Source organism: Nevskia sp. (assembly GCF_021732705.1).
Classification (GTDB): Bacteria; Pseudomonadota; Gammaproteobacteria; order Nevskiales; family Nevskiaceae; genus Nevskia.
On record NZ_JAKFUM010000004.1, the window covers coordinates 1 to 18,605 of the forward strand.

An 18,605-nucleotide genomic window follows, 5' to 3' on the forward strand; every position below is an offset into this window, starting at 1 on the left:
CGCAATCTCGTCGAACGGGTTCACGCTGTGCTTCACACCGTCCACCACCACACCCGATCCGTCAGGCTTCACCTGAATCCGGACGTTGTAGTCGATCACTCTCTTGACGCTGACCAGTGCTTTCATCTCTTCTCTCTAGCAGACCACAGTGATTGAAATTCGGACGGATGCTTCAGGCGGCGGAGCCGAACAGTCCATTCCGTCGCAGCATGTTCAGTTCGGCGAGGCCCCCGATGCTGACGCCGGTTTCCTTGATCAGGCCGTCCTTCAGGCCATAGACCCAGGCGTGCACCGTCAACGGCTGGCCGCGATCCCAGGCATCGCGGACGATGGTCGTTTCGCAGACATGGCCGGCCTGCGAGATCGCGTTGAACTCGCACAGCAGGTCGCCACGCTTGACCGGATCGGGCTCGGCGTCGAGCTTCTCGTGAAAGCGCTCGATGACATCGCGAACGTGCTGCAGCCAGTTGTCGACCAGCCCGACGCGCGCGCCGTTCATCGCCGCCAGCACGCCACCGCAGCCGTAGTGGCCGACGACCAGCACGTGCTTCACCTTGAGCACGTCGATCGCGTACTGCATCACCGACAGGCAGTTCAGATCGGTATGCACCACGACGTTGGCGATGTTGCGATGAACGAACACGCCGCCCGGCGGCAGGCCGACGATCTCGTTGGCCGGCACCCGGCTGTCGGAACAGCCGATCCACAGATACTCCGGGGCCTGCTGCTTCGACAGTTCGGCAAAGAATCCGGGGTGCCGCTGCTCGACGCCGGCAGCCCAGGCCTTGTTGCTGTCCAGCAGCGGTTTGAGTTCGGACATGACGGCGTCTCGCAGTGGCTTCGGGGGCCGTCAGATTACATCGTGGCGTAGTTCGGGCCGCCCGAGCCTTCCGGTGCGATCCAGTTGATGTTCTGCGAAGGGTCCTTGATGTCGCAGGTCTTGCAGTGCACGCAGTTCTGGGCGTTGATCTGGAAACGCTTGGAATCGCCGCTGGCGATCACTTCGTAGACACCGGCCGGGCAGTAGCGCTGCGCCGGTTCGTCGTACAGCGGCAGGTTCTTGGAAATCGGGATCGTCGCGTCGAGCAGGGTCAGGTGAACCGGCTGCTCTTCCTCGTGATTGGTCGACGACAGGAACACCGACGACAGCTTGTCGAAGCTCAACTTGCCGTCCGGCTTCGGGTAGTCGATCTTCGTGCTCTGCGCCGCCGGCTTCAGCGTCAGATAGTCCGGCGTGGTGTCGTGCAGCGTGACCGGAATCTTGCCGCCGAACAGGTTCTGGTCGACCCAGTTGAACGCGCCGCCGAAGAAGGTGCCGAACTTGTGGATCGCCGGGCCGAAGTTGCGGCTGCGATACAGCTCGTCGTGCAGCCAGCTGGCCTGGAAATCGGCCGGGAAGCCGACCAGTTCGTCGCCACCGACCGCGCCGGCCAGCAGCACCTTGGCTGCGGCGTCGGCCGCAAGCATGCCGCACTTCATCGCCGTGTGGCTGCCCTTGATCTTCGAGAAGTTCATCGTGCCGAGGTCGCAGCCGACCAGCGCGCCGCCCGGGAACACCATCTTCGGCAGCGAGTTGAAACCGCCCTTGGCGATGGCGCGCGCGCCGTACGAGATGCGGGTGCCGCCTTCCAGATACTGCGAAATCACCGGGTGGTGCTTGAAGCGCTGGAACTCGTCGAACGGAGACAGGTAAGGATTCGAGTACGACAGGTCGACGATCAGGCCGACGGCGACGAGATTGTCTTCGAGGTGATACAGGAACGAGCCGCCGGTGGCATCGGTCAGCGGCCAGCCGGCGCCGTGAACGACGAGGCCCGGCTGATGCTTTGCGGCATCGACCTTCCACAGTTCCTTGATGCCGATGCCGTAGTGCTGCGGGTCCACGCCCTTGTCGAGCGCGAAATCCTTCAGCAGACGCTTGCCGATGTGACCGCGGCAGCCTTCGGCGAAGAACGTGTACTTGGCGCGGATTTCCGGGCCCGGCGCGAAGTTGTCGGTGGGATTGCCGTGGCGATCGACACCCTTGTCGCCGATGGTGATGCCCTTGACCACGCCGGCTTCGATGATGACGTCCTGCGCGGCGAATTCCGGAATGATGTCGACGCCCAGACCTTCCGCCTGCGCACCCAGCCAGCGCACCAGTTTCCCGAGGGAAATGATGTAGTTGCCTTCGTTGTGCATGGTCTTCGGCACGAACAGGCCGGGCAGCTTGACGGCGCTGGTGGCGCTGCGGAACAGATAGATGTCGTCGCGCTTGACCTCGGTTTCGAGCGGGGCGCCGAGTTCCTTCCAGTTCGGGAACAGCTCGTTCAGCGCGCGCGGCTCGAACACGGCACCGGACAGGATGTGCGCGCCGACTTCCGAGCCTTTCTCGACCACGCAGACGCTGATGTCGCCGCCGGCTTCGGCTGCTTTCTGTTTCAGACGGCAGGCAGCGGACAGCCCGGCAGGGCCGGCACCGACGATGACAACGTCATACTCCATCACATCGCGTTCAACGGACATGGCGCACTCGATTGGCTAAGGGAAACTGTTGAATAAAGTTGCACATTGTACCGTGCCTGCCGCACTGCACCATCCCTGAAACCGCCAAAACCACCATTTTCAATACGGAACAGTATGGTTTCACGACGCGAGCAGCGCGCGCGGAACCGGGATCGGGCAGTCGAGCAGCATCTGGGCAAAGGCCTTGCCTTGCGGATCGGTGCGCAGACTGGCGGCACCGCCACCGCCAAGTGCATGACGCAGAAGGAAATTCAGGCTCATCGATGCCGGCAGGTCCCAGCGCTCGACGGTCGAATCCGGCCGCAGCAGATGCTGGAACCAGCCGCGCACGCGCTCGGCAGACAGCTCGGCACGGATGTACGGCAGGAAGCGCGCCTCTCGGGCGGCGACGCCGATGTTGGCGTGATCGCCCTTGTCGCCGGACCGTGCGACGGCCAGCCGGATCAGCGGAACGGTGACGATCTCGCCGTCAAACGCCGGCAACGCGCCGTCATCTGAAGCCTTCGGCGCGGGAATGTGGCCGCCGGCCGTCGGCACCGGCACCGGGAACCGCCGGTCTCCGACGACGACCTCGATCGCGACCCGATCCTTCGCGATCAGGGTCGAGAACAGCTTCGGAATCATGTTCGCTTCCGGTCGCCCGGCCCCGAAATAACCGGTGTAGCCCGGTGCCATCGCGGTGGCCGCCTGCGCGATCTCGCGCGAGAACAGCTTCATGGCCCGGGCACTCGGATGCTGGACGGCGATCTTGACCACGACTTCGCGCGTCGCCGCCGCACCCGGCCGGGCGTGCGGGCCGTAGCTTTCCTCGGCACCGATGCAGTGGATGTCGACGCCGGTGAAATCGCCGAGGCCCTGCTCGCGCAGCTGGCGCTGCACCTTGTCGATGATCGCCGTGGCCGAGGCCCTGCCCTTCTTCGCCGCGTCGATCCCGCCGATCATGAACAGCGCCGCACAGCGCATGCCGGCCGGGAACGTCGCGCTGGCCTTGTACTGCGCCGTCGGCGCCGTGCCGCGAGCGCCGGTGACCCGCACGCGATGGTCGCCGATGGCTTCGAGCCGCACGCCGGTGAAGTCGCAGGTGACGTCGGGCAGCAGGTAGGCGCGCGGATCGCCGATCTCGTACAGCATCTGCTCGAGCACCGTCAGCACCGACACGACGCCGCCGGTGCCGTCCGGCTTGGTCACGACGAAGCTGCCATCGGCCGAGCATTCCACGATCGGAAATCCCATGTCGGCAAAGCCGGGCTGCACCGATTCCCAATCGGTGAAATTGCCGCCGTTGCACTGCGTGCCGCACTCGACGATATGGCCGGCGACGCTGCCGGCGGCAAGCCGGTCGTAGTCGTCCGCGGCCCAGCCGAACGCGTGCATCAGCGGTCCGAGCACCACGGCCGAATCGACGCAGCGGCCGGTGATGACGATGTCGGCGCCCGCGGCCAGCGCCTGCGCGATCGGAATCGCACCGAGGTAGACGTTCAGCGACAGCAGATTGGCCGGTGCCGGCGCGCCGGTTTCCCAGTCGACCAGATCGGAAAACTCGGCCCGGCGCGGAATCAGGTCGTCACCGAGCACGACCGCCACCGTCAGCTCGACACCCGCCTTCGCGGCAGCGGCCTCGAGTGCGGCCTTGCAGGCCAGCGGATTGACGCCGCCGGCGTTGGCCACGACCTTCACGCCCTGCCGACGAATCTCCGGCAGCAGTGGCTCCATCACGTGTTCGACAAAATCGTTGGCATAGCCCTCGTTCGGATCCTTCAGACGCTTGGCCGCGAGGATCGACATCGTGATCTCGGCCAGATAGTCGAAGACCAGATAATCGAGCTTACCGAGCTGCAGCAGCTGGGCCGCTGCCGTGTTGGTGTCGCCCCAGAACGCGGAGGCGCAGCCGATGCGGACTTTGCGGGCATTCGGATCGGTTTTCATCGGCAATGACGGCGGCGGCGGGGGCCGTCAATCTGCCGGATGGCGGCGGCGATTGCCAGAACAACGGGGCTTACCAGGTCGGCGCGGCGCGCGGCTAGCCCAGCAGCACGAGGCCACCCCACAGCACGGCGGCCGCGAAGACGCCAGCCACCAGATCGTCGACCATGATTCCGACGCCGCCGTCGAGGCGAGCATCGAGCCAGCCGATCGGCCATGGCTTCCAGATATCGAAGGTCCGGAACAGCACGAAGGCCGCGGCCAGCCCGGCGACCAGTCCATGGCGATTCAGGGCGAACATCGGCAACAGCGGCATTGCCGCGATGACATAGCCGACGATCTCGTCGAAGACGATGCCGCCGTAGTCGTGCACGCCGAGTCGTCGCGCGCTTTCGCCGCACAGCCAGCAGCCGAAGATCGAAAGTGCCGCAGTCACTGCGATGAACGCCGGCAGCGACAGCGCCATCATCGCCAGGAACAGCGGAATGCCGACCACGGTGCCGGCCGTGCCGGGTCCCTTCGGCACGAGCCCGGTACCGAGTCCGAAAGCCAGCAGATGCACTGGCGAGCCGAGAATCTGCCCGGGCGAAGGACGCCAGGCCGTGCGGGCGGATCGAGCGGAAGACTTGATGGCGAGGCTCCGGGGTCGGCTGGCGCGGATCAGGCGTCGCGCATGAAAAAGGCCGGGTGAGCCTGCACTCACCCGGCCCGTCGCGCAATCCGCTCGCTTAGCGCCGGTAGCCGCGGGCGAACAGCCAGAGCAGACCGGTGGCCGCGATGTCCTGCGTGGCCTGACCGACGAACGAGGGATCGCCACCCGGCCAGGCGTGGCCGCCGTTGTAGATGGTGTACAGCTGCAGCGCGGTGCCGTTGCCGCAGCCGGTGTATTCGTCGCGCTGCACGGTGGTGCCGTCGTTCGCGCGGTTCGGCAGGGTGGTCGACACGATGCCGCCGCAGCCCTGCTGCTGACGCCAGAACTGCAGGGTGTCCGCCGCGGAATACAGGCCGTTCGGGGTGCCACTGAACACGCCGTTGTACGCGACGATGGCATCGGACGTGCCGAGGAAATAAACCTTCGGACGCCGCACGGCCGGCACGCAGACCGAGGCCTGCGAGCCGCGCAGCGTGGCCGATGCAATCGCGAATGCGGCAATCCGCGGCGACAGTTCGCAGGCCATGCGTTCGGTCATGAAGCCGCCGCTGGAAAAGCCGGTGGCGTAGATGCGGGTGTCGTCGATTGCAGGATCGGCGTACAGGCGATCGAGCAGCGCATTCATGAACGGAATGTCGAGGTTCGCGAAGCTGGACGGATCATCGTCCCAGGTGCCCCCGATCGCCTGCGGCAGCACCGCCCAGAAGCCCTGCGTCAGCACGTAATCCGACACGTTGGCCAGGTTCGCCATCGTTTCCGGCGTCGTCGCCGTCGGGTGCAGCATCAGCAGCACCGGCACGTTCGGAGCCGAATTCACCGGCCGGATCACCACGTAACGGCGTTCGCGCGTGTCGACGGTGATCGTGAACGAGGTCGCCGTCGTGCCATCGGCAATCAGCACGAAACCGGCACCGTCATTGACCGTGCTGCGCGTGATCGGCGGATTGGTGGTCTGGAAGCCATTGACCGGGTCGATGCCGGTAGCGCCTGACGGCGGCGTGCCCGGGGAAGGCCCGGCCGGTGCCGGCGATGGCGGCGTGTCCGTAGAACCCTGCTCGCAGGCCGCGAGCGAGATGGCCAAGGCGAGCGTCAGCAACGTGTTTCTGATCGTGTTCACTGCAAGTCCCGTGGTGACCCGTCGGCCCGCATCATCTCCGGACTGTACGCGTCAAGATTCTGGCGGATGCGCAAGCGGTGGCGAAGTCGCGATGATGGGCGATCCGCGGACGATGATCCCCATTCTCCTGACCGGCTTCAAGGCGCTTCCGGCATCGCGTCGACCTTGATCGCCTGCCCCCACAGCCGACCGCCGACTGCGGCCGTGGCCGCCGGATCGCCGGTCGAGTACCAGCGCAGCGGGCCGCGCACATCGGCTGTCGGCACCGCTGGCAGCAGGCTGGCCACGCGCCGCGCGACCGCTTCGCCGGTATCGAGCAGGGTGATGCCCGGCCCCGCGATCTCGGCCAGTGCCGCCCGCAGGAACGGGTAGTGGGTGCAGCCGAGCACGAGCGTGTCGGCGCCGGCGGCGATCAGCGGCTCGGCGTAGCGCGTCAGCAGCGCGCGGGTTTCCGGGCCATCGAGATCGCCCCGCTCCACCTGCTCGACCAGCCCCGGGCACGGCTGCGTGATCACCCGCACTTCGCCGCGATGACGATCGATCAGCCGGTGCAGCTTGTCGCCGGCCAGCGCCGCGCCGGTGGCCAGCACGCCGATGACGCCGGTTCTCGTCGCCGCCACCGCCGGCTTCACCGCCGGCTCCATGCCGACGAAGGGCACCGAGTAGTTCGCGCGCAGGTATTCGACAGCCGCGATCGTCGCCGTGTTGCAGGCCACCACGATCAGCTGCGCGCCCTGCCCGAGCAGGAAATCGGTGATCGCAGTCGCGCGTTCGATGATCTGGTCGGCCGACTTCGCACCGTAGGGGCAGTGGCCGGAATCGGCGACATAGATCGCCGGCAGATCGGGCCGTTTCGCGACGATCTCGCGCAGCACCGACAGGCCGCCGAGGCCGGAGTCGAACACGCCGATCGGTGCCATCGAAGGAGAATCAGTCATGAAAATGCTGGTAGCCGCTCAGGTTCATCGTGATCGCTTCACCCGATGCGGCGCGCCAGCGCAGCCCCGGCTCGGCCGTGATGCGACCGATGACGGTCAAGGTCACGCCGGCATCCCGGCAGGCGGCTGTCGCCGCGGCGAGCGCCGACTCCGGCAGGCAGACACACAATTCGTAGTCGTCGCCCCCGGCGGCCTGCAGCGCCAGCCGATCCGCGTCCGGTGCCTGCCGCGCGAATGCCGCCGACATCGGCAGGCTCGCCGCGTCGATCTCCGCGCCCACGCCGCTCGCGGCGAGCACATGCTGCAGATCGCCGGCAAGGCCGTCGGACAGGTCCAGTGCCGCATGCGCGAGTCCGCGCAGCGCCAGGCCTGCGGCGAGACGCGGGATCGGTCGATCGAGCCGGGCCCGCAGCTCGGCATCGTCGATCAAGCGCTGTGCGCACGGCGAGCGCGCATCAGCCGCACCACCGGCGATGAACCCGCCGCGCATCAGGGCCAGCGCGGCATCGCCGAGCGTGCCGGTGACGCAAACGTGATCGCCGGGGCGGGCCCCCGAGCGCCGCAGCGCGGCGCCGACCGGTGCCGCGCCGACAGCCGTGATCGTGATCGACAGCGGCCCGCGCGTGGTGTCGCCGCCGACCAGGGCAACCCGATGCTGCGCGGCCAGTTGCGACAGCCCGGCCGTGAAGCCGGACAGCCACGCCTCATCGGCCGTCGGCAGGGTCAGCGCCAGCAGGCACCACAGCGGCTCGGCCCCCATCGCCGCGAGGTCGGACAGGTTCACCGCGAGCGACTTCCAGCCGATGTCGAACGCCGCGGTCTGCAGCGGAAAGTGCCGGCCGGCGACGAGCGTGTCGGTCGTCATCAGCAGCTCATGGCCCGGCGGCGGCTTGAGGATCGCGGCATCGTCGCCGATGCCGAGCGTGACGCCGCGGGTGCTGGCCGGCGTCAGCGACGCGAAATGACGGCGGATGAGCGCGAACTCATCCAAGCGTCAGTGCCCGGCCTGGATCTCGACGGCCCGCGCCGTGCGCGCCATCTTGTCGAGCACGCCGTTGACGAACTTGTAGCCGTCCTCGGCACCAAACACCTTGGCCAGATTCACGGCTTCGTTGACCACAACTTTGTACGGCACTTCCGGCCGATGGTTCAGCTCGAATGCCGCCATCAGCAGCACCGAGTATTCGACCGGATCGAGCTGGTTCAGCGGCCGATCGAGGTGCGGCACGATCTGCGTGGTCAGCACGGCCGCCTCGTTGACCGTGCCGTGCAGCAGTTCGCTGAAGTAGATCGGATCGGCGCGGCCGAGGCCATCCGGCATCTCGCGGAATTCCTTGATCAAGGTGTCCGGTGCGGTCTGGTTCAGGATCCACTGGTAGACCGCCTGCACCGTCAGCCGCCGGGCCAGACCGCGCCGGCTGGTCGGATTGACGCCCAGTGCGGCCGACTGGGCGGCAGACGACGCGCCGTCCTGCTTGCCCGACTCAGACATCGAGCGAACCCACCAGACGGATCATTTCGAGCATGGCGGCCGCCGCCTCGTAACCCTTGTTTTCCTTGCCCGGCTTGCAGCGCTCGAAGGCCTGCTCGGCGGTGTTGACCGTCAGCACCCCGAAACCCAGCGGCGTGCCGAAAATCTGCGAAGCCTCGCGCAGGCCGCGGGAGCATTCGCCGGCGACGAAATCGAAATGCGGCGTGTCGCCGCGGATCACCGCACCGAGCGCGACCACACCGTCGAAGCGGCCGGTCTTCATCAGCGCCGACACCGCCAGCGGCAGCTCGAACGCACCCGGGGCGAGGAAGGATTCGACATTCCGCGCCGGCACGCCCCAGTCCTTCAGGCACTTGTGAACGCCAGCCGTCAGCGCTTCCACCACCTCGACATTCCAGCGCGTCGCGATCACCGCGATGCGGCGATCCTTGAACTCACCCTTCTCGGGCTTCGGCGGCGCGGCGTAGCCGCTCTTGTGGGCAGCGGCTGCAGCGGCGATTTTCGACGACTTCGGGGCGGCTTTCGGCACGTAAGGGCTCTTGTGGGTGTTACTGGGTCTGAACGTATTCGACGACTTCGAGACCGAAGCCGGACAGCGCCTGCATGCGGTACGACGATCCCGACAGCACGCGCATCCGGCGCACGCCGAGATCGATCAGGATCTGGGCGCCGATGCCGTAGGTGCGCAAGGATTGGGCGTCGTCACCGCTCGGTGCCGGCGCCTGTGCCTGTGCCGCGTGCGGTGTCGACAGCGCGATGATCTGCTTGACCAGGTCGCGCGGCGATGCGGTCTTGCGCAGCAACACGACAACGCCGCTGCCTTCCTCGGCGACGCGCTGCAGGGCCTTGCGCAGCGGCCACGAGAATTCCGGGTGCTCGACGCACAGCACGTCGGACAGCAGGTTGCCGACATGGACGCGGACCAGTGTCGGCTGGGCGGCGTCGATGTTGCCGCGCACCAGCGCCAGATGCAGCGTGTTCTCGACGGCGTCCTGATACGTCACCAGCCGGAAATCGCCGAACTCGGTGCGCACCGTGGTTTCGGCGACGCGCTCGATGGTGTGCTCGTGATGCAGGCGGTAGCGGATCAGGTCGGCAATCGTGCCGATCTTGAGCCCATGCGTCCGCGCGAACACCTCGAGATCCGGACGGCGCGCCATCGTGCCGTCGTCATTGAGGATTTCGACGATCACCGACGCCGGCTCGACGCCGGCCAGACGGGCCAGATCGCAGCCCGCCTCGGTATGGCCGGCACGGGTCAGCACGCCGCCCGGCTGGGCCATCAGCGGGAAGATATGGCCCGGCTGCACCAGGTCTTCCGGACGGGCATCGGACTTGACCGCAGCCTGCACGGTGGCGGCGCGATCATGCGCCGAGATGCCGGTGGTGACGCCCTGCGAGGCTTCGATCGACACCGTGAACGCGGTCTGATGCAGGTCGTCGCCGTAGGCCACCATTGGCGGCAGGCGCAGCTGGCGGCAGCGTTCGGCGGTCAGGGTCAGGCAGATCAGGCCGCGGCCGAAGCGGGCCATGAAGTTGATGTCCTCCGGCCGGCAGTGCACCGCCGCCATGATCAGATCGCCTTCGTTCTCGCGATCCTCGTCATCCATGACGACGACCATCTTGCCGGCCTTGATGTCGGCAATGATGTCTTCGATCGAGTCGAGGCTGCGGCCCTTGGCCTCGGAAATCGGATGCACGTTACTCATGATGCGGACTCACTGCGGGCCTCCAGCAGGCGTTCGAGGTAGCGGGCGATCAGGTCGACTTCGAGATTGACCGCGCCGCCCGGCTCGAGACCGCCCAGAGTCGTGTTTTCCCAGGTGTGCGGCACGATGTTGACCTCGAACCGGCATTTGTCGACCGCGTTGACCGTCAAGCTTACTCCGTCGATCGCCACCGAGCCCTTGCGGGCGATGTAGCGGGCGATGGCCGGCGGTGCTTCGAAGGTCAGGCGCCACGAGCGGGCATCGACGTGTTTCTCGACCAGATGGCCGACGCCATCGACATGGCCGGACATCATGTGGCCGCCGAGCGGCTTGTGCGGCGTCAGCGCCCGTTCCAGGTTCAGCCGGGTGCCGACCTGCCAGTGCCGCGCGGTGGTGGCATCGAGCGTTTCGACCGAGACATCGGCGACGAAGCCTTGCGGCGGCAGCGCGACGGCCGTCAGGCAGACGCCATTGCTGGCGATCGAGTCGCCGAGATTGACGCCGTCCAGATAATGGCCGTCGGTCGCGATGGTCAGGCGGACATCGCCGCCCACCTGTTCGATCTGCTCGACGCGTCCGAGCGCCTCGACGATTCCCGTGAACATTGCTGCGGCTCCTAAGCCCTTGGTCGGGCTGTGATTTTGAGATCGGTACCGAGGAATTCAACCCCGGTGAATTCGAGCGCGACATGGTCGGCCAGGCGCTCGAGCCCCGGCAGGCGAACCAGTCCGCGGGCGTCGTCGCCGAGCAGCTTCGGCGCGGCGTAGACCAGCAGTTCGTCGACCAGCCGCTCGCGCAGCAGCGCACCGGCGAGGCGCGGGCCGCACTCGGCGAACACTTCATTGATGTCGCGTGCGGCGAGGTAGCGCAGTGCCGCCGGCAGCGACAGATGCCCGCTCAGATCGCGCAGCAGCACGGTCGATTCGACCTCGGCCGGTGCCGTCGCCGCCACCGCCGTCAGCCAGAAGCGCCGCGCGCCGGGGTTCCAGACCTTCGCGGTCGCCGGCACCCGGGCCGAGGTGTCGAGCACGATGCGGTCCGGCTGTCGCCAGCCTTCGTCGGCCGCGCGCGGCAGGCGCACGGTCAGTTCCGGATCATCGGCCAGCACCGTGTCGCTGCTGGTCAGCACGGCACCGGCCTCGGCGCGCAGGCGGTGCACATCTTCGCGCGCGGCATCGCCGGTGATCCAGCGGCTTTCCCCGGTCGCCATCGCGGTGCGGCCGTCGAGGCTCATCGCGAGCTTCAGGGTCAGCCACGGCCGGCGCCGCTCGATGCGCGACAGGAAACCGCGGCACAGCGCCCGCGCCTCGGCTTCCAGCAGACCCGCCGTGCATTCGATGCCGGCCGCGCGCAACTTCGCGAAGCCCTGCCCGGCCACTTGCGGAAACGGATCGCCGATCGCCGCGAACACCCGGCGCACGCCGGCGGCGATCAGCGCATCGGCGCACGGCGGCGTGCGACCGTGATGGGCGCAGGGTTCGAGCGTGACGTAGACATCGGCGCCGCGCGCCCGCGCGCCGGCCGCGCGCAGGGCAAAGACTTCGGCATGCGGTTCGCCGGCCCGCTGATGCCAGCCTTCGCCGACGATGCGCGGACCCTCGCCATCATCGCGAACGATGACGCAGCCGACTCGGGGGTTCGGATGGGTGGTCGCGCGGCCGTTCGCGGCCAGCGCGAGCGCGCGACGCATCCAGATGGCGGGATCGCTCACTTGACCCGCTTGCTGGTCTTGGCGGGCTTGGCGTGCTCGGCGGCCTGACGCTTGGCGGTGGCCAGCGCAATGGCCGCATTGGCGGCCGGTTCGGAGTCGATCAGCAGCATCTGGCTGCGCCGCGCCTCGGCGGTGGGCAGCTGTTCGAGTCGCGCGATTTCCTCGCGGAACGCGTTGACGTCCTCGAAGCTCCGGTAGATCGACGCGAAGCGGACATAGGCGACGTGATCGAGATCGCGCAGCTCATCCATCACCCACTCGCCGATGCGCATCGACGGCACTTCGCGCTCGTTGACCGCCCGCAGCTTGCGGATGACGTTCTCGATCGCGTGATCGACCTTGTCGGGTGGCACCGGCCGCTTGAAGATCGCGTGCTCGATGCCGCGGCGGAGCTTGTCCTCGTCAAACGGTTCCGGCGTGCCGCTGCGCTTGAGCACGTACGGCATCTGCAGTTGCGAGCGCTCGAACGTGGTGAAGCGGGCATCGCAGGCGGGGCACTCGCGCCGTCGACGCACCTGCGTGCCGTCCTCGAACAGGCGCGAGTCGATCACGCGCGTGTCCGGTGCTTTGCAGAACGGGCATTGCACGGGCTAAGCCCTCGCGAGGCGAGAGGCGGGAAGCGGGCGGCGGGACGACGACAGCAGGCGCGCAGCCACTGAAGCGCGCGCTGCACACCGCTTTTCCGCCTCACCGTTCACGCCTGACGCCTCACGGTAGTCGCCTCACCCCTCACGTCTAACAGTCGCACGCCTCACGACCGATAGACCGGGAAGCGCGCCGTCAGCTTTGCCACCTCGCCGCTGACGCGGGCGACGACGGCATCGACATCGCCACCGGCCGACATGGCATCGACGATATCGGCAATCCAGGTGGCCACCTGCGCCATCTCCGCTTCCTTGAAGCCGCGGGTGGTCGAGGCCGGCGAGCCGAGGCGCAGGCCCGAGGTCACGAACGCCGACTTCGGATCGTTCGGCACCGAGTTCTTGTTGGCGGTGATGTGGGCGCGGCCGAGCGCGGCTTCCGCGTCCTTGCCGGTGACGTTCTTGGCGACCAGATCGAGCAGAAACAGATGGTTGTCGGTGCCGCCCGAGACCACCTTGTAGCCGCGATCGAGGAAGACCTTGGCCATCGCGCGAGCGTTGGCGATGACCTGCTGCTGGTAGATCTTGAACGACGGATCGAGCGCTTCCTTGAACGCCACGGCCTTGGCCGCGATCACGTGCATCAGCGGGCCGCCCTGGATGCCCGGGAACACCGCCGAGTTCAGCTTCTTGTAGAAATCCTCGCCCTGGCCGTTGGCGATGATGATGCCGCCGCGTGGGCCTCTGAGAGTCTTGTGCGTGGTCGAGGTCACGACATGCGCGTGCGGCACCGGGCTCGGGTATTCACCGGCCGCGATCAGGCCGGAGACGTGCGCCATGTCGACCCAGAAATAGGCGCCGACCTTGTCCGCGATGGCCCGCATCCGCGCCCAGTCCTTGACCCGCGAATACGCCGAGAAGCCACCGATCAGCAGCTTCGGCTTGTGCTCCAGCGCCAGCCGCTCCATCTCGTCGTAGTTGATCAGGCCGGTTTCCGGGTCCAGACCGTACGGCACGATCTTGTACTGCTTGCCGGAAAAATTCGCCGGATGGCCGTGCGTCAGGTGACCGCCCTGCGCGAGGTTCATGCCCATCACCACATCGCCCGGATTGACCAGGGTCAGGAAGATCGCGGCATTCGCCTGCGCGCCCGAGTGCGGCTGCACGTTGGCGTAATCGCAGTTGTAGAGCTGCTTCAGGCGATCGATCGCCAACTGTTCGGCGATGTCGACGAACTCGCAGCCGCCGTAGTAGCGCTTGCCTGGATAACCCTCGGCGTACTTGTTCGTCAGCTGGCCACCCTGCGCTTCCATCACTGCCGGGCTGGCGTAGTTTTCCGACGCAATCAGCTCGATGTGCGCTTCCTGGCGGCCGGATTCGGCGACCAGCGCGGCGTTGAGTTCGGGATCGGCGACAGCGAGCGACGGAGCGTTGGTGAACATGGTCGTCTTCGGGGGCGTGATGGAAGGGAATTCGGGAGCAGTGCGCGGTGCGGCTCAATCAACCACTTCAAGCATCAGGTCCAGCGCCCGGCGCGCCGGCACGGCGACGTCCTTCGGCACCTGAATGCGGTTGACGACGGTGCCGGCGACCAGATTGTCGAGCACCCAGGCCAGGTGCTGCGGATCGGTGCGGAACATCGTCGAGCACATGCACACCATCGGCGACATGAACTGGACGGTCACATTCTTCGGCTTCATCTCGTCGCGCAGCCGGTTGACCAGATTCAGCTCGGTGCCGACCAGCCAGTGCGAACCGGGCTCAGCCGCGCGCACCACGCGCAGAATGTATTCGGTGGAGCCGACGAAATCCGAAGCCTGGCAGACCTCGTAGCTGTTTTCCGGATGGCTGATGACGTGGCCGTTCGGCACTTCGCGGCGGAATTTCTCGATCTGCGCCGGGTGGAACATCTGGTGCACCGAGCAGAAACCCTTCCACAGGATGATCTTGGCCTGCCGTATCTCGTCGACGGTCAGGCCACCCTGCGGCTTCGTGAAGTCCCAGGTAACCATCTGCTCCAGCGGAATCCCCATCGTCAGGCCGGTGTTGCGGCCGAGATGCTGGTCCGGGAAGAACAGCACCTTCTCGCGCCGGCCGAATGACCATTCGAGCACCGCGCGGGCATTGCTCGACGTGCAGACGATGCCGCCGTGGTTGCCGCAGAACGCCTTCAGGTCGGCGGCAGAATTGATGTACGTGACCGGGGTGACTTTCTCGTCCGGATCCAGGATCTGCGACAGCTCTTCCCAGCACTTGCGGACCTTGACCAGATTGGCCATGTCGGCCATCGAGCAGCCGGCGGCGAGGTCCGGCAGGATCACCTGACGTTCACCGTTGGTGACGATATCCGCCACTTCAGCCATGAAGTGGACGCCGCAGAACACGATGTATTCGGCGGAAGTCTTCGCCGCCAGCTGCGACAGCTTCAGCGAGTCGCCCGAGAAATGGGCGTGCTTGAATACCTCGTCGCGCTGATAGTGGTGGCCGAGGATCGCGAGGCGATCTCCGAGAATCTGCTTGGCCGCGATGATGCGGGCATCGCAGGAGTCGTCGTCCAGCAGGTTGAACTGATCGATTTTCAGAGCGGCAGCCATGACGGCCTCCTTCAAGTGCCGCAGAGCATGTCCGCGACATCGCATCATTTTAGCCGAACGGGTCGGCTACTGCGTTCAACGTCGCGAATCCGGCCGGCAGTGGCCATGGCGGCCCTGCTCGCACCGGACACCCGCCGCGGTCATCGAACGCATTCGACCGCGCTCGCCGTGGCGAGCGGTGCCGACCGTCAGGGCGTCGGCGCCACCGTGGTGTAGGTCGCAGTCGCCGTCGGCGCCGGCGTCACGCCGGACGAGGTCGCCGTGCCCGTGATCGTCGTGGTTCCCGGCGTCAGGCTGCCCGGCGTCACCTGTCCGGCCGTCTGCAGCGCGCCACTGACGATGCCGGCGACCGGATTGCTGGACGTGAACGAGACCTGACGGGTCACTTCCTGCGTGATGCCGCCGGTATAGGTGCCGATCGCGCGGAACTCGGTGATCAGGCTGCTGCCGGCAATGCTGGTCGCGGTGGCTGGCGTCAGCGCAATGCTCTGCAGGGTCCCGGCGACGGTGCTGACCTGGATCGGCGGGGCGGCAATCGCGGTGCCGGCGCTGGTGAACGTGGCCGAAATGGTGACCGGTCCGCCGGCGGTCAGCGCCGACAGCACATTGGTCAGGCCCGGAATGACATTGATGCCGGCGACGGTCGGGGCGCTGGAGGTGAACACGGTCTGCGTGCTGATGTCCTGCTCCGGACCATTGCCGAAGTCCGCCATCGCGGTGATGCGTTCGTTGTTGCCGACGACCAGCGGCACCGGCGTGAAATCCGGCGCGCCGCTGTTGAACTCCGGCCGCAGCGAGATCGCGGTGATCGGCGCCACGGTGACGGTGGCCGCCGCCGACATCGTGCACGGCGCGAACCGGGCGCGTGCCGTCAAGGTGCCCGGCGCCACCGCCGCGATCAGTCCGCTGGTCGGGTCGATCGTGGCCACGGCCGTGTTCGGCACGTCAAATGCCCAGGTCGCGGCGACATCGACCGTGCTCGGAATGCCGTCGACGACCGCCAGTACCGACAGATCCGCAACCGTCGTCGGGCCGATGCGCAGCGTGTTGTTGACCAGCGACTGCGGAATCAGCGTCTGCGGATTGGTCTGCTGGATCGTCAGGCTGGTCGGCGTGGCGACGGTCAGGTTGATCGTGTCCGAGAACGAACTGAAGCTTGCGGTGACCGTCGCGTTGCCCGGTGCCACCGGCGTGACCGTGCCCGGCGCGAAGTTGCCGACGGTCGGCGCCGGCAGCGGCTCGTCGCCATTGCTGACGCGCAGCGCCGCCGTGTTGCTGCTGGACCAGCGCACGCGGTTGGTGAAATCGGCTGCCGAACCGTCGCTGAAGAACAGCGTTGCGGTGATCGGCGTGCGCAGGCACTCGTAAACCCGGCCGGTGGCCGCATCAAGCACGGCGCCCGGGCCATTGACCACGAGACGTGTCGGACCGATGCCCTCGCCTACCGGGTTGCAGGCCGTCAGGCCGAACAGGGTGGCGCCGATCGCGACCGACGGAATGGCGCGAACGAGCATCGGGCGAATCTTCATCATGAGCATCAGGCCTCGGCGGCGGTCGAGCGCGGCGCGGGAGCGGCAGCCGGCGGTGCAACGGTGGAACGGATCGACAGCTCGCGCAGTTGCTTGCCGTCGACCGTGCCGGGGGCGTTGGTCAGCGGGCAGTGGGCGGTCTGGGTCTTCGGGAACGCGATCACTTCGCGGATCGACTGCGCGCCGGTCATCAGCATCACCAGACGATCGAGGCCGAGCGCGATGCCGCCGTGCGGCGGTGCGCCGAACTTCAGCGCGTCGAGCAGGAAGCCGAACTTCTCGCGGGCTTCCTCGTCGCTGATGCCGAGCAGGCGAAACACCGCGCTCTGGACGTCGGCACGATGGATGCGCACCGAGCCGCCGCCGACTTCGACACCGTTCAGCACGAGGTCATAGCCCTGCGACAGCACGGTGCCCGGGTTGGCTTCGATGTCGGCGACATCGAACACCTTCGGCGCAGTGAACGGATGGTGCAGCGCGACCCAGCGGCCTTCGTCCTCCTCGAACATCGGCCAGTCGATGACCCACAGCGCGCGCCAAGTGCCGGTCGCGGTGAAGCCGTGATCGAGGCCGACCTTGATGCGCAGCGCGCCCATGGCATCGCAGACCACCTTGAACTTGTCGGCGCCGAAGAACAGCAGGTCGCCGTCGGTGGCACCCGTGCGCTCGATGATGCCGGCGAGCGCGGCATCGGACAGGTTCTTGACGATCGGCGACTGCAGGCCGTCACGGCCCTTCGTCGACCACTCGTTGACCTTGATCCAGGCCAGACCGCGGGCGCCGTACTGGCCGACCATCTTGGTGTAGTCGTCGATCTGCGAACGCGGAATCTTGCCGCCGCCGGGCACGCGCATCACCACCACGCGGCTCTTGGGGTCAGCGGCGGGTGCTGCGAACACCTTGAACTCGCTGTCGGCGACGAGATCCTTGATCTCGACCAGCTCCAGCGGGTTGCGCAGGTCCGGCTTGTCCGAGCCGTAACGGCCCATCGCCTCGGCGTAGCTCATGTGCGGCAGCTGGCCGAGATCGACATTCATGACCGTGTTGAACAGGTCGACGAACATGGTCTCGATCAGCGCCATGATCTCTTCCATCGACAGGAACGAGGTCTCGACGTCGAGCTGGGTGAATTCCGGCTGGCGATCGGCGCGCAGGTCTTCGTCGCGGAAGCAGCGGGCGATCTGGTAGTAGCGATCCAGCCCGCCCATCATCAGCAGCTGCTTGAACAGCTGCGGGGACTGCGGCAGCGCGAAGAACTTGCCTTCGTGGGTGCGGCTCGGCACCAGGTAGTCGCGCGCGCCTTCCGGCGTGGCGCGGGTCAGGATCGGGGTCTCGACGTCGATGAAGCCGAGCTCATCCATCTTGTTGCGGATGCGCCGGATCACGTCGTGGCGCAGGCGCAGGTTCTTCTGCATCAGCGGCCGGCGCAGGTCGACATAGCGGTACTTCAGGCGGGTTTCCTCGCCGACCGTGTCGTCATCGAGCTGGAACGGCGGTGTTTCCGCCTTGTTCAGCACTTCGACCGAGCGGCCGAGCACTTCGATGCGGCCGGTCGGCAGGTTGGCGTTCACCGTGCCTTCCGGGCGAGCGCGGACCACACCGGTGATCTGCACGACGTATTCGCTGCGCAGGCGTTCGGCGGCGGCGAAGGTTTCGGCATTGTCGGGATCGAACACGATCTGCAGCAGGCCTTCGCGGTCGCGCAGGTCGATGAAGATGACGCCGCCATGGTCACGACGGCGCTGAACCCAGCCGCACACCTGGACGGTCTGGCCGGTCAGCGCTTCGGTGACCTGGCCGCAGTAATGGGAACGCATCATCGGAAATCACGCAGCGAGAAGGGCAAGACAGCGA

Annotated in this window: 17 protein-coding genes and 1 pseudogene; all 18 read right to left on the bottom strand. The window is 66.9% G+C overall.

Annotated features, from left to right (window positions below; genetic code table 11):
- A pseudogene (locus QZ951_RS04655) lies at positions 1 to 126 on the bottom strand (EtfB protein); the annotation flags it as partial.
- A gap of 46 nt (positions 127 to 172) precedes the next feature.
- Positions 173 to 820: a carbonic anhydrase gene (locus QZ951_RS04660; protein WP_292999067.1), complete on the bottom strand. Its 648-nt coding sequence runs from the start codon at positions 818 to 820 to the stop codon at positions 173 to 175.
- A gap of 35 nt (positions 821 to 855) precedes the next feature.
- Entirely contained in the window at positions 856 to 2,505 is a 1,650-nt protein-coding gene (locus tag QZ951_RS04665) for an electron transfer flavoprotein-ubiquinone oxidoreductase (protein WP_292999069.1), read from the bottom strand.
- Positions 2,506 to 2,625: 120 nt separating this feature from the next.
- Positions 2,626 to 4,431, bottom strand: a complete 1,806-nt coding sequence (locus QZ951_RS04670; protein ID WP_292999071.1) for an acyclic terpene utilization AtuA family protein — start codon at positions 4,429 to 4,431, stop codon at positions 2,626 to 2,628.
- A 94-nt stretch (positions 4,432 to 4,525) separates the two neighbouring features.
- Positions 4,526 to 4,990 carry a phosphatidylglycerophosphatase A gene (locus tag QZ951_RS04675; RefSeq protein ID WP_292999073.1) on the bottom strand — a complete coding sequence of 155 codons (465 nt, stop codon included), beginning with the start codon at positions 4,988 to 4,990 and terminating at the stop codon, positions 4,526 to 4,528.
- A 166-nt stretch (positions 4,991 to 5,156) separates the two neighbouring features.
- The gene (locus QZ951_RS04680; RefSeq protein WP_292999075.1) at positions 5,157 to 6,197 is read right to left on the bottom strand and encodes a hypothetical protein; all 1,041 of its coding nucleotides are present in this window, start codon (positions 6,195 to 6,197) and stop codon (positions 5,157 to 5,159) included.
- 137 nt (positions 6,198 to 6,334) lie between these two features.
- Positions 6,335 to 7,135 carry a glutamate racemase gene (murI, locus tag QZ951_RS04685; protein WP_292999077.1) on the bottom strand — a complete coding sequence of 267 codons (801 nt, stop codon included), beginning with the start codon at positions 7,133 to 7,135 and terminating at the stop codon, positions 6,335 to 6,337.
- Complete coding sequence (gene thiL, locus QZ951_RS04690) at positions 7,128 to 8,126, bottom strand: thiamine-phosphate kinase (RefSeq protein ID WP_292999079.1); 999 nt, start codon at positions 8,124 to 8,126, stop codon at positions 7,128 to 7,130. Before thiL ends, murI begins: the two co-directional genes overlap by 8 nt.
- Positions 8,127 to 8,129: 3 nt before the next feature.
- Entirely contained in the window at positions 8,130 to 8,627 is a 498-nt protein-coding gene (nusB, locus tag QZ951_RS04695; protein WP_292999081.1) for a transcription antitermination factor NusB, read from the bottom strand.
- The gene (gene ribH, locus QZ951_RS04700; RefSeq protein ID WP_366943803.1) at positions 8,620 to 9,126 is read right to left on the bottom strand and encodes a 6,7-dimethyl-8-ribityllumazine synthase; all 507 of its coding nucleotides are present in this window, start codon (positions 9,124 to 9,126) and stop codon (positions 8,620 to 8,622) included. Before ribH ends, nusB begins: the two co-directional genes overlap by 8 nt.
- Before the next feature lie 49 nt (positions 9,127 to 9,175).
- Complete coding sequence (gene ribBA, locus QZ951_RS04705; protein WP_292999085.1) at positions 9,176 to 10,336, bottom strand: bifunctional 3,4-dihydroxy-2-butanone-4-phosphate synthase/GTP cyclohydrolase II; 1,161 nt, start codon at positions 10,334 to 10,336, stop codon at positions 9,176 to 9,178.
- Positions 10,333 to 10,941 carry a riboflavin synthase gene (locus tag QZ951_RS04710; RefSeq protein WP_292999087.1) on the bottom strand — a complete coding sequence of 203 codons (609 nt, stop codon included), beginning with the start codon at positions 10,939 to 10,941 and terminating at the stop codon, positions 10,333 to 10,335. Before QZ951_RS04710 ends, ribBA begins: the two co-directional genes overlap by 4 nt.
- Before the next feature lie 11 nt (positions 10,942 to 10,952).
- A complete protein-coding gene (gene ribD / locus QZ951_RS04715) occupies positions 10,953 to 12,026 on the bottom strand; it encodes a bifunctional diaminohydroxyphosphoribosylaminopyrimidine deaminase/5-amino-6-(5-phosphoribosylamino)uracil reductase RibD (protein ID WP_366943804.1) in 1,074 nt (357 codons plus the stop codon).
- Between the two features lie 17 nt (positions 12,027 to 12,043).
- The gene (gene nrdR, locus QZ951_RS04720; protein WP_366943801.1) at positions 12,044 to 12,634 is read right to left on the bottom strand and encodes a transcriptional regulator NrdR; all 591 of its coding nucleotides are present in this window, start codon (positions 12,632 to 12,634) and stop codon (positions 12,044 to 12,046) included.
- Positions 12,635 to 12,798: 164 nt separating this feature from the next.
- The gene (gene glyA, locus QZ951_RS04725) at positions 12,799 to 14,070 is read right to left on the bottom strand and encodes a serine hydroxymethyltransferase (protein WP_292999091.1); all 1,272 of its coding nucleotides are present in this window, start codon (positions 14,068 to 14,070) and stop codon (positions 12,799 to 12,801) included.
- Positions 14,071 to 14,124: 54 nt separating this feature from the next.
- The gene (nadA, locus tag QZ951_RS04730) at positions 14,125 to 15,222 is read right to left on the bottom strand and encodes a quinolinate synthase NadA (protein WP_292999093.1); all 1,098 of its coding nucleotides are present in this window, start codon (positions 15,220 to 15,222) and stop codon (positions 14,125 to 14,127) included.
- Positions 15,223 to 15,410: 188 nt separating this feature from the next.
- Entirely contained in the window at positions 15,411 to 16,754 is a 1,344-nt protein-coding gene (locus QZ951_RS04735; protein ID WP_292999095.1) for a hypothetical protein, read from the bottom strand.
- A gap of 5 nt (positions 16,755 to 16,759) precedes the next feature.
- Positions 16,760 to 18,571 (bottom strand): aspartate--tRNA ligase, encoded by a 1,812-nt coding sequence (gene aspS / locus QZ951_RS04740; protein ID WP_292999097.1) that lies wholly within the window; start codon positions 18,569 to 18,571, stop codon positions 16,760 to 16,762.
- Positions 18,572 to 18,605 lie beyond the last annotated feature (34 nt).

What these genes read in the sequence shown, in the direction of transcription:
- QZ951_RS04660 (WP_292999067.1), bottom strand. Translation starts at nt 820, where the DNA reads ATGTCCGAACTCAAACCGCTGCTGGACAGCAACAAGGCCTGGGCTGCC.
- QZ951_RS04665 (WP_292999069.1), bottom strand. Translation starts at nt 2,505, where the DNA reads ATGTCCGTTGAACGCGATGTGATGGAGTATGACGTTGTCATCGTCGGT.
- QZ951_RS04670 (WP_292999071.1), bottom strand. Translation starts at nt 4,431, where the DNA reads ATGAAAACCGATCCGAATGCCCGCAAAGTCCGCATCGGCTGCGCCTCC.
- murI (WP_292999077.1), bottom strand. Translation starts at nt 7,135, where the DNA reads ATGACTGATTCTCCTTCGATGGCACCGATCGGCGTGTTCGACTCCGGC.
- nusB (WP_292999081.1), bottom strand. Translation starts at nt 8,627, where the DNA reads ATGTCTGAGTCGGGCAAGCAGGACGGCGCGTCGTCTGCCGCCCAGTCG.
- ribBA (WP_292999085.1), bottom strand. Translation starts at nt 10,336, where the DNA reads ATGAGTAACGTGCATCCGATTTCCGAGGCCAAGGGCCGCAGCCTCGAC.
- QZ951_RS04710 (WP_292999087.1), bottom strand. Translation starts at nt 10,941, where the DNA reads ATGTTCACGGGAATCGTCGAGGCGCTCGGACGCGTCGAGCAGATCGAA.
- ribD (WP_366943804.1), bottom strand. Translation starts at nt 12,026, where the DNA reads ATGCGTCGCGCGCTCGCGCTGGCCGCGAACGGCCGCGCGACCACCCAT.
- glyA (WP_292999091.1), bottom strand. Translation starts at nt 14,070, where the DNA reads ATGTTCACCAACGCTCCGTCGCTCGCTGTCGCCGATCCCGAACTCAAC.
- nadA (WP_292999093.1), bottom strand. Translation starts at nt 15,222, where the DNA reads ATGGCTGCCGCTCTGAAAATCGATCAGTTCAACCTGCTGGACGACGAC.
- QZ951_RS04735 (WP_292999095.1), bottom strand. Translation starts at nt 16,754, where the DNA reads ATGATGAAGATTCGCCCGATGCTCGTTCGCGCCATTCCGTCGGTCGCG.
- aspS (WP_292999097.1), bottom strand. Translation starts at nt 18,571, where the DNA reads ATGATGCGTTCCCATTACTGCGGCCAGGTCACCGAAGCGCTGACCGGC.